Here is a 14,545-nt window from a genome sequence, read left to right on the forward strand (position 1 = left end):
TACTAACTAGATAGCTAGGATACTTCTGGGATTAGCTGATGCTACAAATAGATCGTCAATATCTACCCACCAGCGACGAATTACCGGATTCTGACGATACACCTGTGGATAACGAAGACCAGAATTTTGTACCGAATTTACTATTATTCTTATTGGAATATATTTGGAAAAATCGTGACGATTGGTACTTTGGTGTGGATATGGGTATCTATCACACCACTGGCGTGAGTCCGAGAGTTCCTGTGATTCCCGATGGATTTTTGAGTTTGGGAGTGGAACGTCGAAAAAATGGCGGATCGCGCAGTAGCTATGTGATGTGGGAAGAAGAAGATATCGCACCGATCTTGACCTTAGAAGTTGTATCCCATACCTATGGCGATGAATATGAAAAGAAATTCGATATTTATCGCAAATTAGGTGTCAAATATTATGGAATTTACAATCCTCAATTCTGGCGGCGAGATGGACATTTGCCTTTAGAGATTTACAAATTAGTAGATGGCGATTACCAATTACAGATTGGTGAGCCTCTATGGATGCCAGAGATCGGTTTAGGGATTGGAAGATGTATTTTGCCAAGCGATCGCTTTAGGCGAGAAGTTTTAAGCTGGTTTGATGAACAGGGACAGCGTTATCTTACAGGTGAAGAAAAAGCAGATATTGAGATGCATCGAGCTGATATAGAGAGCCAAAAAGCAAAATCTGAAAAACAACGGGCTGATGCTGCACAGAAACAGGTTGAGTTCTTATTGGAAAAGCTGCGATCGCTTGGTATTGATGAGAATTGATAGCAAATTATTATTGACACTTAGGAATAAGTTTAGAAAAAATGGCAAAGCGCGGCGAAGTACTTGTGGCAATTATTCCAACAAAATCTGACATGAAAATTGCTCGTGAGCAACACTGGTATAGAATTCCTATCGAGCAAGTAGAACGCCTTAAACAACGCGATATGTGGGAACCGAAATGGTTAGCCTTTTATCAACCAAAGGTTTTTGGTGATGAGGCTTTTGCTATCAATTATTATGCTTCCATAAAGTCTATTAGTCAGGTTTTCAGATACGAGCTTTTCCCTGATGAATCACAAAATCCAAAAAGTCAGAAGCGTTATTACAAAATAGATATACAGTCTATGGAAAAACTACCGCAGCCAATCTATAGCCGTAGGCTCAGACGTATATTGTTCATTTCTACAACTTGGGAAAAGCTTATAAATGCAGTCGAAATTAACGATTTATGGGATGAAAGTCCATTAGAAGATAAGCTTTGGGCTGAATTAAAGCGTTATTCCATAGATGCTGAGCGCCAACATGAAGAGAAAGTTAAGAATAAAACTTATCTCCTTGACTTTGCAATTTACTGTGAAAATGGGAAAATAGATGCAGAGACAGATGGTGATACTTGGCACTCAGTCAGAGAACGTATTGCGGAGGATAATCTTAGGGATAACGATCTTGAGACTGTTGGTTGGCGAACTATCCGTTTCAATTCTCAACATGTCAAAGAAGAAATGACGGAATATTGCATTCCTACAATTCTAGAAAATATCAAAAATCTAGGCGGATTAAAAGATGATAAAAAAAGAATGCCCCGCAAAATTGGTTTAGATGGTTCGGAACAGTTGAGTCTATTTTAGGAGCATACTTAGGTTAGGATTGGCGGAATAATGATTGCCTATCCTAACTTAGATATCACGATATAATAACAATCAGATAGCAAGACACATTTCGGATTAGCTGATGCTACAAATAGATCGTCAATATCTACCCACCAGCGACGAATTACCAGATTCTGACGATATACCTGTGGATAACGAAGACCAGAATTATGCTCCTAAGTCTCAAAATTGAAAATTTTGCCCTGATCGATCGCTTAGAGCTTGAGCTATATGCAGGGCTAAATATTCTCACAGGCGAAACAGGAGCGGGTAAATCAATTGTCCTCGACGCTCTAGATGCTGCTCTTGGAGGCAAAGTATCAGCGAGAATGCTACGAACTGGAGCAGATCGCGCCAATATCGAAGCGACTTTTTCAACGAATCAGGCGATCGCCCAGTGGCTAGAGATTCAAGAAATTGATGCTCTCGATGCCGAAACGCTGATTTGTAGCCGTGAAATTACGGCGAAGAGTAATCGAACCCGCATTAATGGTGTGGTTGTAAACAAGCAACAGATTCAAGAATTGCGCGATCGCCTTGTTGAGATTACGGCTCAAGGTCAGACGATTTTACTGAGTCAAGCTGCTCAACAACGAGAATGGCTAGATAGCTTTGGCGATCAAGTTTTTAATCAGGCTTTGTCATTGCAAAGGCAAAAAGTCGCAAAACTATTTGAAGCAAAGGAGCGATCGCGCAAAGCTCTCTTTGATCGTCAGCAGAATGAACGCAATCGTTTACAGCATTTGGACATGTTGCGCTATCAGCTTAAGGAATTAGAATCGGCGAATTTAGATGATCCCGATGAATTAGATAATCTCGAAAGCGATCGCAATCGGTTAGCCCATAGTGTGGAATTACAAAAGCAAGGCTATGCCGTGTACGAAGCGCTTTATCAGAATGATAGTGGGAATGCTTGTGCGGATTTATTAGGGCAAGCGGAGTCAATTCTTACGGAAATGGTCACCCTTGATCGCGAAGCTGAGGGCATTCTTGAACTAGTTTCTAGTGCCCTTGCTCAAGTCGAAGAAGCAGGTAGACAGATCAACAATTATGCCAATCGTCTTGAATCTGACCCCGAACAATTGGAAGCGATTGAACAACGAATTAATAAAATCAAGCAAATCTGTCGTAAATATGGCACGCTTCCCGAAGCGATCGCCTATACCGAAAAGCTTCAACTTGAACTTGCTGAACTTACCGATCAAAGCATTTCCATTGAAGATTTGGAACGCAAAGCTGCGGCTGATTTACAGGCTTTGCTGAAGGCTTGTAAAAAGCTGACGGAATTACGTCGGCAAACGGCGATCGCTCTCGAACAAGTGCAAATCGATGCTTTGAAAATGCTGGCGATGGAAAAAGTTCGTTTTCAGGTCGGAATTTATCCGAGTGAACCCAATGCATTAGGCGGCGATCGCATAGTCTTTGAGTTCAGCCCTAATCTTGGTGAGCCTTTACAACCTCTTGCGGAAACTGCTTCAGGAGGAGAAATGAGTCGATTTTTATTAGCGCTGAAAACCTGTTTTGTAAAGCAGAAAACCCAAGATTCTCAACCAGCACCTGATGAATTTAATCATGCGAAGGTTGGCACAATGGTATTTGATGAAATTGATGCTGGCGTATCAGGTCGTGTTGCCCAAGCGATCGCAACGCAACTCTGGCAACTGAGCCGTAGTTCTCAAGTTCTTTGTGTGACTCACCAGCCATTAATTGCCGCGATCGCTGATCGACATTTCCATGTTAGTAAGCAAGTAATCGGCGATCGGACTCAAGTACAAATTCGTCTCTTGGAATTGGAAGAACGGAAACAGGAGTTAGCTCAGATTGCTTCAGGAATGAATGTTGAGGAGGGGAAAGAAGGAAAAAGGAAAAAGGAAAAAGGAAAAAATATTGATAAGGAGAGTGTTAGTAGTACGGTGTCTCAGGCGATCGCTTTTGCTGAGTCTTTGCTAGAGCAGGCTGCTACGATCAAAGCTAGTAGTTAAAATATTAAGGTAGCCCTGCACTCAAGTGCGGGCTAAAAGCTCAAGTCTGCTGAAGCAGACTAAAGATTAACCTTAAGCAACTCGTTTCAAAGGGTTTAAGCTTTTAGCCCGTACTTGAATGCAAGGCTGCTGCGGATAACGATGCTCTTTATAACTAATTTTAAAGCTATGACAACTCAACCTCAAACTGATAAACAACCTTGTACTGAAACTAAGCAAGAACCCATTCTCTGTAATCACTGTTTGCGTACAGCTACTAATGGCATTAAATGTCAGGGTATCTGTGTTGCTGATAGTGGCTATTAATTGTTGATGATATTTCTATCTATCAGAAAATCTTGAAGCGTGACTATATCTAGGAATAACCCCGTAATAGACTCAGATATTGCTAATCATTGCGGAATTTTACTATTTCTAAATTATAGATTCTCGATAATTTACACTAAGGGCATAACTATCAACAGTATTCTTAAAAGAGTAATGATGTGTGGCACTTTGCGCCGCGCATTATCACTCCCCATAACATTAATTTATGTCACAACCAACGATTGAATCAGTTTTACAAGAAAAACGCTTGTTTGAACCATCAGCAGAGTTCTCTCAGGCAGCCCATATCAAAAGTCTTGCGGAATATCACCAAATTTACGATCGCGCTAAAGCCGATCCTGCTACATTTTGGGCTGAGCTAGCCGATCAAGAACTCCATTGGTTTGAGAAATGGCACACCGTTCTCGACTGGCAACCGCCATCGGTGAAATGGTTTGACGGCGGTAAAATTAATATTTCCTATAACTGTCTCGATCGCCACTTGACCACTTGGCGCAAAAACAAAGCGGCTCTAATTTGGGAAGGTGAAAATGGCGACTCTCGCACATTGACCTATAGCCAATTGCATCGCGAAGTTTGTCAGTTTGCCAATGCCCTCAAACAATTAGGAGTTCAAAAAGGCGATCGCGTTGGTATTTATATGCCAATGATTCCTGAAGCAGCGATCGCCATGCTTGCCTGTGCCAGAATCGGCGCGGTACATGGTGTCGTATTTGGTGGATTTAGCGCCGAAGCTTTGCGCGATCGCCTTGTCGATGCTGAAGCAAAACTTGTTATCACCGCTGATGGTGGTTGGCGCAAAGATGCGATCGTGCCATTAAAAGAGCAAGTAGATAAGGCGATCGCCAATGGAGCCGCACCTTCCGTTACCGATGTCTTGGTTGTGAAACGGACAGGTCAGAATACGCATATGACCGCAGGGCGCGATCATTGGTGGCATGACTTACAGCAGGGTGTTTCTGCTAAATGTGAAGCAGAGCCAATGGATAGTGAAGATATGCTATTCGTTCTCTACACTTCTGGCAGCACTGGCAAACCAAAAGGAGTTGTGCATACTACGGCTGGCTACAATCTTTATAGCCACATGACCACCAAATGGATTTTTGATCTCAAAGATACTGATGTGTATTGGTGTACAGCTGATGTGGGCTGGATTACAGGACATAGCTATATTGTGTATGGACCCTTATCAAATGGTGCAACCACATTGATGTATGAAGGAGCACCTCGCCCTTCTAATCTTGGCTGTTTTTGGGATGTAATTGAGAAGTATCAGGTTAGTGTCTTCTATACCGCACCCACAGCCATTCGCTCCTTTATCAAAATGGGTGAACATCATCCTAATACCCGCGATCTTACCTCACTGCGCTTATTGGGAACCGTCGGTGAGCCGATTAATCCTGAAGCTTGGATGTGGTATCACCGCGTGATTGGCGGTAGTCGATGTCCGATTGTGGATACATGGTGGCAAACAGAAACGGGTGGAATCATGATTACAGCACTTCCTGGAGCCGTTCCCACAAAACCAGGTTCGGCAACACTTCCATTCCCAGGAATTATTCCTGATATTGTCGATCTTGAGGGCAATCCTGCCCATGACAATGAAGGTGGCTATCTGATCGTGCGCCATCCTTGGCCAGGAATGATGCGAACGGTTTACGGTGACCCAGAGCGTTTCCGTAAGAGCTATTGGGAGCATATTCCCCCCAAAGACGGCAACTATGTCTATTTTGCGGGTGATGGCGCTCGTAAGGATGAAGATGGCTATTATTGGGTGATGGGTCGTGTCGATGATGTAATTAACGTTGCTGGTCACCGTTTAGGAACTATGGAAATCGAATCGGCATTAGTCTCCCATCCTGCGGTTGCCGAAGCTGCTGTAGTTGGTAAGCCTGATGAGTTAAAGGGTGAGGATATCTTTGCGTTTGTGATTCTGGAAGGCGATCGCCAACCTAGTGAAGAACTCGCCAAGGAACTCAAAAAACACGTTGTCGGTGAAATTGGGGCGATCGCTCGTCCGAATGAGATTCGCTTCGCCGAGGCTTTGCCTAAAACGCGATCGGGGAAAATTATGCGGCGTTTATTGCGATCGCTAGCCTCTGGTCAAGAAATCACCAGCGATACTTCTACATTAGAAGATCGTTCAATTTTGGATAAGTTACGCGAAGGTTCTTAACAAAAAAGTCTGTGCATCGCACAGACTTTTTTGTTGTTTAATACCAAAACACAAAATGGCGTAGCCATTTTGTGTTTTTAAAACCCTTACTGGGTTTGGTTTTTAATTCACAAAAGTGTTGTCATACTTTCGTGAATTGGTATAACTGATGTTGCGTGGAACGCAGATGATTAATCTTTTGCTGCTAGCGTGACAGGGCGACCACGGGGGGATTGCCCCTATCCGAAAAAATTCATTTTCCGTAGGGGCTGTGCCCCCGTGCCAGCCCCAGACCTATGCTATGACAAGAATTCCTTCCACGTAACGTCAGTTATTTAAGTTCTGCTAGAGCTTTGCGGGCTTGATTTAACCCATCAATGTTACCTTGTTGATTAAAGAATCTTTCAGCACTTTCTAACATCTTGCGGGCTTCGATCGCCCGTTGTTGAGTTGCTAATAACTTGCCTAAGGCTAGATAAGTTGGTGCATCCTCTGGCTCAGCTTCAAGGATTTGGCGATAAGCCACGATCGCCCCCGATAGAGAACCTTGCTGAATATAGATCTCCGCGATCGCCCGTTGTAACTCGATCAAATTATTAACAGGGATATTTCTTGCTCCTGCGGCGCGACGGAGAGAGGTGATCGCTTCAGCATAATTGCCTTCACTTTGAAAGACCTTAGACATGGCAAGATTGGCTTGAGGGTGTCGAGGATCGACTTCTAAAGCTCGTTTGAACTTAGCGATCGCCTCTTCATATTGATTTTGCTCAGCAAATAAACCACCAAGCGCCACCAATACATCAGCGTCAAAAGGCGCAATTTTATCAGCTTGGTTATAGGCGGCAAAAGCTCCTGTACGATCTCCTGAGAGTTTTAGAACGTAGCCCAAATTCAGATAAATCTTGGCATTTCTAGGAGCAACCGCGATCGCCTGACGATAAATTTTGGCAGCTTCGGCATATTGTTTTTGTTCCGTCAACAAAAAGCCAACACTGTTGTAAGCATCAATATTTTTGCGATCCAAGGCAATTACACGACGATAGGCGGTTAATGCGCTGGGATAGTCTTTAATGCGGACATAGACAAAACCTAATGCATTAAAGGCTTTAGCATTATTGGCATCTAGTTTGGTAGCTTTGTCTAGAGCCGCGATCGCCCCAGAATAATTATTCTGTTGGGTTAGTAAAAAGCCAAGGCTAGTTAAAATGCGCGAGTTTTTCGGCTCTAGATTTGCCGCCTGCTGATAAGCAGCGATCGCCCCTGCAATGTTATTATTTTGCCACAGTTGCCGCCCCTGCCTAATCCATTCTGTCGCATCTTTTTGGGTTTGGGCAGAGACACTTTCAGCAATTGGCATCGTGATCGCTCCTGCGATCGCTGTTACTAGAGCAAGATTTGTCAGTTTGGTGAGTGAACGAAACAAAGGCATAAGCTTTCTGATTTACGTTAATTAATTTTCATAGTTATGCAAATAACGCTTGACTATAAAAATTTTATTCTTCTGAGTTTACCTCTTCCATATTAACAAGCATATTAACAAGCTCGACTGAGTTAGGTGCATTACGTGCGTCCGTAAAATCTGTGCCTTCAATACTCTTAAGGGTCGATAGATAGGTTCCTGTCAAATCTGCTCCAATTAATTTGGCATTAGCCAGATTTGCCCAATTTAGCTTGGCATTAGTCAAATTAGCGCGGCTAAGATCGGCTCCAGCGAGATTTGCACCCGTTAAATTTGCCCTTGTGAGGTCAGCTTCGGTGAGATTTGCCCCGCGCAAGTCTGCCCCATTTAGGTAAGCTCCTGTTAAAAAGGCGTTTGATAGATTTGCCCGACATAGACGCGATCGCGTGAGGTTGGCGCTAGTCAAAAACGCATTACTAAAATTAGTCTCTACTAAGACTGCATCACTAAGATCGGCTTCAATTAAAAATGCTTCGGAAAGATTTGCACCAATTAATGATGCTTGTTCGAGAATAGTGCCATTGAGATTTGCTTGAATCAGAATTGAACCACTCAAATTTGCTCTTACTAAATTTGCCAGATTTAGTTCCACATCTTCTAAATTGGCAATATCAAGAGTTATTTCCTCAAGATCTGATTCAATAAAATTTGCTCCAGTCAAATTCGCTCCAGTCAAAATCAATCCGATGAGCGATCGCTTACTAAAGTCGCGATCGCCCAAAGCGTAACTTTCGAGAAGTTCTTTTGCATTCATGATTGATTGACAGATGATTAGGGACGATAACCCGAAGCAAGCAACTGCGCGACTGACTTGGCATGGTAGGACAAGATAATATCTGCACCAGCACGCTTCATGCTTAACAGAGTTTCAAACATTACCTTCTTCTCATCAATCCAGCCGAGTTGCGCGGCTGCTTTAACCATTGCATACTCACCACTGACGTTGTAGGCAGCTACAGGTACATTGGTTGCATCTTTGACCTTGGCGATGATATCCAAATAAGCGAGAGCAGGTTTGACCATCACAATATCTGCACCTTCAGCAATATCGAGATAGACTTCCTTAATAGCTTCACGGGAATTGGCTGGATCCATTTGATAGGTTTTTTTATCACCAGACTTAGGTGCAGAACCTAGAGCATCACGGAAAGGACCATAGTAAGCAGATGCATATTTTGCTGAATAGGCGAGAATCCCCACATTCTCAAATCCAGCTTCATCTAGCCCTTGTCGAATCGCTCCAATCCGACCATCCATCATGTCAGATGGCGATACAAAATCAGTTCCAGCAGCAGCTTGGGAAATAGACATTTTGACAAGAACTTCGACTGTCTCATCATTGAGAATTACGCCGCTATCATCAATGATGCCATCATGTCCATGTGTGGTGAAAGGATCGAGGGCAACATCGGTAAAAATAATAATATCGGGAACTACTGCCTTAATTTCTCTAACTGCACGCTGTGCTAGTCCTTCAGGATTGAAACTTTCACTTCCTGTAAGATCTTTTTTCTCTTCAGGTACAGCAGGGAAAAGGGCGATCGCCTTAATTCCTAGTGCATAAATCTCTTCTACTTCTTTTACCAATAGATCGAGAGTAAATCGATAGGCTTCGGGCATTGAGGGGATTTCAACACGATTATTCTCTCCTTCCATCACGAACATGGGATAGATGAAGTCATCTGTTGATAGATGATTTTCTCTAACTAGGCTACGGACAGAAGGATTACGGCGGAGACGGCGAGGACGATGTGTGAGTTGCATTGATGTTTCTTGACTTTTCTTAATGAATTTGCGTTAAAAACATTTAGTAAAACATTTATTTTTTAGATATGTATTATACCAGAATCACTAACACTAATTCCAAAAAGAAAAGTGGCGCGATGCGCCACTTTTCTTTATAAACACTCAAACGTTTACTAAAAAGAAAGGCAGCGCTTCGCGCTGCCTTTCTTTTAAATACCCAAACGTTGATAGATTTGGTCAAGATTTTTAAGATGTTTATTAGGATCAAAACAAGCAGCTAACTCTTCTTCAGAGAAAGTTTTCTTGACGGTTTCATCTTCGCTGATCAACTTACGGAAATCACCGTCAGTTTTATTCCATGCAAGGTGGGCGGCGTTCTGAACGATCGCATAGCTATCTTCACGACTCAAGCCCTTAGTGACAAGTCCGAGCAGCACCTGCTGACTGAAGACCACACCACCATAACAATAGAGATTGCGCTCCATGTTGTGGGTATGCACCAATAGATTTTTGGTCAAGTCAGTGATTTCTCGAAGCATGAAGTGAGTGAGAATGCAGCTATCAGGGAGTAATACCCGTTCCGCCGCACTGTGGGAAATATCGCGTTCATGCCATAGGGCAACGTTTTCTAGAGCCGTGGTCGCATAGCCACGCAACAACCGCGCCATACCCGTTAAACGCTCGGAACGGATCGGATTGCGTTTGTGAGGCATGGCTGACGAGCCTTTTTGTCCTTTGGTGAAATGTTCTTCAACTTCGAGGACATCAGTGCGCTGAAGGTTACGAATTTCGACGGCAAAGCGTTCGATTGATGCGCCGATCAGGGCTAATACTTGCGAAAACTCGGCATGGCGATCGCGAGAAATTACCTGCGTCGATGCACAGTCAGGCTGTAGTCCCAACTTTTGACAAGCGATCGCTTCAATACGCGGGTCAACATTGGCATAAGTACCAACAGCACCCGAAATTTTGCCGACAGCAATCGTTTTATTTAAGTTCAAGAGGCGATCGCGATGGCGCAACATTTCTGCTAACCAGCCAGCGAGCTTAAATCCAAAGGTAATTGGCTCCGCATGGATACCATGCGTCCGACCCGACATAATCGTGTAGCGATGTTGTTGGGCTTGGTAGCGAATGGCTTGGATGGCTTCTTCTAACTGGGCTTGGATGATTTCTAAGCTATCGACTAATTGCACTGCTAGAGCCGTATCTAGCACATCGGAACTAGTCAAGCCGAGGTGGATGTAGCGCCCTGCATCACCTACATATTCATTTACGTTGGTCAAAAACGCGATCATGTCGTGCTTGACCGTTAACTCAATTTCATTGACGCGATCGGCATCAAAGTTTGCTTTCGCCTTAATTTCTTTGACAGCATCGGCAGGAATATATCCTAGTTCTGCCTGTGCCTCGCAAACGGCGATCTCAACTTGCAACCAAGTTTGGTATTTATGGCGATCCGTCCATAACCGACCCATTTCGGGTAACGTATAGCGTTCTATCAAAACTTACGCTCTTGAAATAATCACAATTTTTAATTATAGCAAGTTTTTCTAGCCATAGCTAAAACCCAAAAATAGAAAAGCGGCGCGAAGCGCTGCCTTTCTATTGCATCATTGTCAAAATACCTTGCTGACCCAGCAACATTTCGCGCAAAAGGCTAAAAATACCCACCCCGATCACAGGCGAAATATCAATGCCGCCGATGGGTGGGATTAATTTCCGCAGCACGAATAGTAAAGGCTCAGTGGGGAAAGTAATCAGGCTATAGGGAAATTGCTTGAGGGGAATCTGGGGATACCATGTCATCACGATGCGAAAGATATACATGAGGATGAATAGTCCCAACACAATATTGAGCGCTAAAGAGCTAATGGCGATCGCGTCCACAACAGTAACCAGTTTCTAATTTCAAAGTACTTATGTGATCGATCCTAACAGTTTTACTTGCGTTTGAACTAGATCATGCCTCCATAAATTGCAGTCCCCTCATTACTAATCCATGCCCAAAGTTGATCGCCATAGGAAAAACGCCACCACTCATTAGGATGTCTTACCAATCCACTATGGTTCATCACTTCATTTAATAACTGATGTTACGTGGAACGCACATGATGAATCTCTTGCTGGTAGCGAAGTAGGGCAACCACAGGGGGCTTGCCCCTACTCCAAAATTTAAAGATTCTCGTAGGGGCTGTGCCCCCGTGCCAGCCCCAAACCTATGCCATTACAGGAATTCCTTCCACGTAACATCAATTAATAATTCGCGATCGCAATGAAATTCCATTTCTAAACTATCAACAGAATTTACAAAACAATTAGGTAAAGGGCGATCGCTTTATTTTCCAAAAGTTCTCATTCTAATCTTGTCTTCTTCGATAACACTTTTGACGTAATTCTTCAACAGCATCAAAGGGGAAATTTTCATTAGCAAGGAACCTCATAAATTAAGCAGAAATAGCATAGACTTTTTCGGATTTGAGAGCAGCACTGGCATAGCTGAGACAAGCTTGGATATCTGCAACAGTTATACCTGGATAATTTCGCAGAATTTCGTCAATGCTCCAGCCTTGTGCTAGAAGATCAATGATAAATTCAACTGCAAGTCTTGTTCCCTTAATAATCGGCTTGCCAACTAAAACATTTGGATTAACAGTAATTCGAGTTTGCCAGTCCATAATTCAAGCTGTGTATTCTAACACTCTCAATATAGCTTTTCTTCTTGATATATAGACAAATAATCTCTACATTTCTTCAAAATATGGAACTATACAACCCCTCCATAAATAGCCAGTTTTGCATTACTCATCCATGCCCAAAGTTGATCACCATAGGAAAAATGCCACCACTCATTCGGATGTCTCAAAAATCCGCTATGTGTCATCACTTCATTTAATAATTGGCGATCGCAATGAAATTCCATTTCTAAACTATCAACAGAATTTGCAAAATAATTAGGTAAAGAGCGATCGCTAATTTCATCAATAGGAGAACCCATATTTACAGGAATCACGCCTTCAGCATGATTTCTGTAAAAGGTGACATCGATCGCCGCACCCGTACTGTGAGGCGGCGGCATTGTCGGATCATGGCTAGGAATTGCCCAAAACTTCATCACTTCCCCCATGAGTGAGTTTTTTTGTTCTTCAGAAAGAGAATTAACTTCTAAACCCTTACTTTCTGCTAACTGCGCGAAACTATAATCCACCATAAACTGCTGCACAGGAATTGGGCGATAGGCATCAAAAATTGCAATTTGATAATTGGGTCGAATAGTTTGTAAATAGGCTTGAGATTTTTGCAGTTTCTCTAAAATACCTTGACGCACAAAAAAAGGAGAGCGATCGCCGTAAGGTGCGCCCAATGACATATATGGATGAGGATCGATGGTTATGATGTTTGTGGTAAGCGCTACTAGAGGCTCACCACATTCAGCGATCGCAATACTTTGATAGGGCTTCATGGTCAAGGAAAAAGGAAAAAATAACGCTAACAGCAAATAGCTAAGTAGCTGAGCATAACTAAAAAAATAGAACCAAAACCTGTGGCGCACTCTGCGCGTGCGCCGCAGATTTTGGGGTTTTATATTTAATTGCGTCTAGTTACTTATAGCCATATACGACTTGATCGCTAATAATGAGTAAATACACTTACTGTACAAAAGTTAACAGTTTTTTGGATATACTCCGCTAAACTTTTGGCTACGCTAATTCTGATGTGAGGAGGACAAGGCGATCGTTTCTACAACCAGTTCAACCAATGCAGGTATAACCACCAATCTACAACAGCCTATGCAATCGACGATGGATCTCGGCAACGCTTCACAAACTATTGAGCCAATCGAATTAACCACGCTCGAATCTTCGCAAATGCCCCAAATCGAACCCAACGCCCCAGTCCTCCGTATTATTGGCAAAGCACCATTATCAGGTCATGTCCCCATTAGTGGTGCAAAAAATTCGATCCTTGCCCTGATGGCAGGCACACTTTTATCCTCCGAAGGCTGCCGCATTCGCAATGTCCCTAATCTCGCTGATGTACAGCGTATGGGCGACATTCTCGAAACCCTCGGTGTGAAAATTTCGCGCAATGGTGAAGTTCTAGATCTTGATACCAGTAACTTGACCACCAACTCTGCGCCTTATGAATTAGTCAGCAAAATGAGAGCAAGTTTCTTTGCTCTTGGTTCATTATTAGCCAGACTTGGCTCAGCCAGAATGCCTCTACCAGGTGGCTGTGCGATCGGTGCGCGTCCAGTAGAATTGCATGTGCGTGGTTTGCAAGCCTTAGGTGCAGATGTCCAGATTGAGCATGGCATCGTTCAAGCCTATGCCAAGAGCCGTAACGGACGTTTGCAAGGTGCAAAAATTTATTTGGATTATCCCAGCGTAGGCGCAACCGAAACCCTAATGATGGCGGCAACGCTTGCTGAAGGGGAAACAATTATTGAAAATGCCGCGTTAGAACCAGAAGTCACCGATCTTGCTGATCTCTGCATGGCTATGGGCGCCAAGATTAGAGGTGCTGGTACTAATACGATCATCATTGATGGTGTCGATAAGCTACATTTTGCTGATTTCACCGCCATTCCCGATCGCGTTGAAGCCGCAACTTTCATGGTCGCCGCCGCAATTACCCGCTCAACCCTATCGATGTCCCCTGTGATTCCCGCGCACCTCACCGCCGCGATTTCTAAATTACAGGATATTGGCGTGACAGTTCGCCAAGATTCGGACAATATGATCACTGTCATTGGTGGCGATCGCTATCGGGCAGTTGATATTGAAACCTTGCCTTATCCTGGCTTCCCAACGGATATGCAAGCGCAATTTATGGCATTACTAAGCATCTGCGAAGGTAATGGCGTAGTCACCGAAACTGTATTTGAAAACCGCTTGCAGCATGTTGCCGAACTCAATCGCATGGGTGCAAATATTCGCCTCAAAAACAATGTGGCAGTAGTGACAGGTGTTCCCCAACTGTCGGGCGCTCCCGTTATGGCAACGGATTTACGTGCCTCAGCAGCTTTGGTCATCGCAGGACTAGCTGCCGATGGTGAAACCACAGTCATGGGCTTACATCACCTCGATCGCGGCTACGATCGCATCGAAGAGAAGTTACGCAATGTTGGCGCTAAGCTCTATCGCACCACTGAGACTGTTGCTGTATAAAGCTAGCTATTAACGTGAGTTCGACATAACTATTTGCATCGTGCAAAG

Annotated in this window: 13 protein-coding genes and 1 pseudogene; 6 read left to right on the forward strand and 8 right to left on the reverse strand. The window is 43.5% G+C overall.

Annotated features, from left to right (window positions below; all coding sequences use genetic code 11):
• The first annotated feature begins 38 nt into the window (after positions 1-38).
• From ABM313_RS00800 to acs, 5 genes are all read left to right on the forward strand, one after another.
• A complete protein-coding gene (locus ABM313_RS00800; protein WP_434685811.1) occupies positions 39-788 on the forward strand; it encodes a Uma2 family endonuclease in 750 nt (249 codons plus the stop codon).
• A gap of 65 nt (positions 789-853) precedes the next feature.
• Entirely contained in the window at positions 854-1,636 is a 783-nt protein-coding gene (locus ABM313_RS00805) for an endonuclease domain-containing protein (RefSeq protein WP_434685812.1), read from the forward strand.
• Positions 1,637-1,827: 191 nt separating this feature from the next.
• On the forward strand, positions 1,828-3,639 hold the full coding sequence (gene recN, locus ABM313_RS00810; RefSeq protein WP_434685813.1) for a DNA repair protein RecN: 1,812 nt from the start codon (positions 1,828-1,830) through the stop codon (positions 3,637-3,639).
• Between the two features lie 168 nt (positions 3,640-3,807).
• Positions 3,808-3,945 (forward strand): hypothetical protein, encoded by a 138-nt coding sequence (locus ABM313_RS00815; RefSeq protein ID WP_190577603.1) that lies wholly within the window; start codon positions 3,808-3,810, stop codon positions 3,943-3,945.
• Positions 3,946-4,171: 226 nt separating this feature from the next.
• On the forward strand, positions 4,172-6,142 hold the full coding sequence (gene acs, locus ABM313_RS00820; protein WP_434685814.1) for an acetate--CoA ligase: 1,971 nt from the start codon (positions 4,172-4,174) through the stop codon (positions 6,140-6,142).
• A 310-nt stretch (positions 6,143-6,452) separates the two neighbouring features.
• On the opposite strand, the gene ABM313_RS00825 is transcribed toward acs, so the two are convergent.
• The 8 genes and pseudogenes from ABM313_RS00825 to ABM313_RS00860 all read right to left on the reverse strand — a co-directional run bounded on the left by ABM313_RS00825 (position 6,453) and on the right by ABM313_RS00860 (position 12,789).
• Positions 6,453-7,550, reverse strand: a complete 1,098-nt coding sequence (locus tag ABM313_RS00825; RefSeq protein ID WP_434685816.1) for a tetratricopeptide repeat protein — start codon at positions 7,548-7,550, stop codon at positions 6,453-6,455.
• 64 nt (positions 7,551-7,614) lie between these two features.
• A complete protein-coding gene (locus ABM313_RS00830; RefSeq protein WP_190577606.1) occupies positions 7,615-8,334 on the reverse strand; it encodes a pentapeptide repeat-containing protein in 720 nt (239 codons plus the stop codon).
• Positions 8,335-8,351: 17 nt separating this feature from the next.
• Positions 8,352-9,344 carry a porphobilinogen synthase gene (gene hemB / locus ABM313_RS00835; RefSeq protein ID WP_434685817.1) on the reverse strand — a complete coding sequence of 331 codons (993 nt, stop codon included), beginning with the start codon at positions 9,342-9,344 and terminating at the stop codon, positions 8,352-8,354.
• Between the two features lie 191 nt (positions 9,345-9,535).
• A complete protein-coding gene (gene purB, locus ABM313_RS00840) occupies positions 9,536-10,831 on the reverse strand; it encodes an adenylosuccinate lyase (protein ID WP_434685818.1) in 1,296 nt (431 codons plus the stop codon).
• A gap of 100 nt (positions 10,832-10,931) precedes the next feature.
• On the reverse strand, positions 10,932-11,216 hold the full coding sequence (locus tag ABM313_RS00845; RefSeq protein ID WP_103667749.1) for a YggT family protein: 285 nt from the start codon (positions 11,214-11,216) through the stop codon (positions 10,932-10,934).
• Between the two features lie 68 nt (positions 11,217-11,284).
• Positions 11,285-11,407, reverse strand: a pseudogene (locus ABM313_RS00850) (D-alanyl-D-alanine dipeptidase); the annotation flags it as partial.
• Positions 11,408-11,773: 366 nt separating this feature from the next.
• A complete protein-coding gene (locus ABM313_RS00855; protein WP_434685819.1) occupies positions 11,774-12,004 on the reverse strand; it encodes a DUF433 domain-containing protein in 231 nt (76 codons plus the stop codon).
• An 89-nt stretch (positions 12,005-12,093) separates the two neighbouring features.
• Positions 12,094-12,789, reverse strand: coding sequence for a M15 family metallopeptidase (locus ABM313_RS00860; RefSeq protein WP_434685820.1), 696 nt, complete (start codon positions 12,787-12,789; stop codon positions 12,094-12,096).
• Between the two features lie 328 nt (positions 12,790-13,117).
• Here ABM313_RS00860 and murA point away from each other — a divergent pair, with 328 nt between their 5' ends.
• Positions 13,118-14,497, forward strand: a complete 1,380-nt coding sequence (gene murA / locus ABM313_RS00865) for a UDP-N-acetylglucosamine 1-carboxyvinyltransferase (protein ID WP_434685821.1) — start codon at positions 13,118-13,120, stop codon at positions 14,495-14,497.
• Positions 14,498-14,545 lie beyond the last annotated feature (48 nt).

This window comes from Pseudanabaena minima str. Chao 2107, assembly GCF_051131155.1.
GTDB classification, from domain to species: domain Bacteria; phylum Cyanobacteriota; class Cyanobacteriia; order Pseudanabaenales; family Pseudanabaenaceae; genus Pseudanabaena; species Pseudanabaena minima.

Coding starts and splice junctions, on each gene's coding strand:
- ABM313_RS00830 (WP_190577606.1), bottom strand. CDS start 8,334: ATGAATGCAAAAGAACTTCTCGAAAGTTACGCTTTGGGCGATCGCGAC.
- acs (WP_434685814.1), top strand. CDS start 4,172: ATGTCACAACCAACGATTGAATCAGTTTTACAAGAAAAACGCTTGTTT.
- ABM313_RS00815 (WP_190577603.1), top strand. CDS start 3,808: ATGACAACTCAACCTCAAACTGATAAACAACCTTGTACTGAAACTAAG.
- recN (WP_434685813.1), top strand. CDS start 1,828: ATGCTCCTAAGTCTCAAAATTGAAAATTTTGCCCTGATCGATCGCTTA.
- ABM313_RS00855 (WP_434685819.1), bottom strand. CDS start 12,004: ATGGACTGGCAAACTCGAATTACTGTTAATCCAAATGTTTTAGTTGGC.
- murA (WP_434685821.1), top strand. CDS start 13,118: ATGCAATCGACGATGGATCTCGGCAACGCTTCACAAACTATTGAGCCA.
- ABM313_RS00800 (WP_434685811.1), top strand. CDS start 39: ATGCTACAAATAGATCGTCAATATCTACCCACCAGCGACGAATTACCG.
- ABM313_RS00825 (WP_434685816.1), bottom strand. CDS start 7,550: ATGCCTTTGTTTCGTTCACTCACCAAACTGACAAATCTTGCTCTAGTA.
- ABM313_RS00860 (WP_434685820.1), bottom strand. CDS start 12,789: ATGAAGCCCTATCAAAGTATTGCGATCGCTGAATGTGGTGAGCCTCTA.
- hemB (WP_434685817.1), bottom strand. CDS start 9,344: ATGCAACTCACACATCGTCCTCGCCGTCTCCGCCGTAATCCTTCTGTC.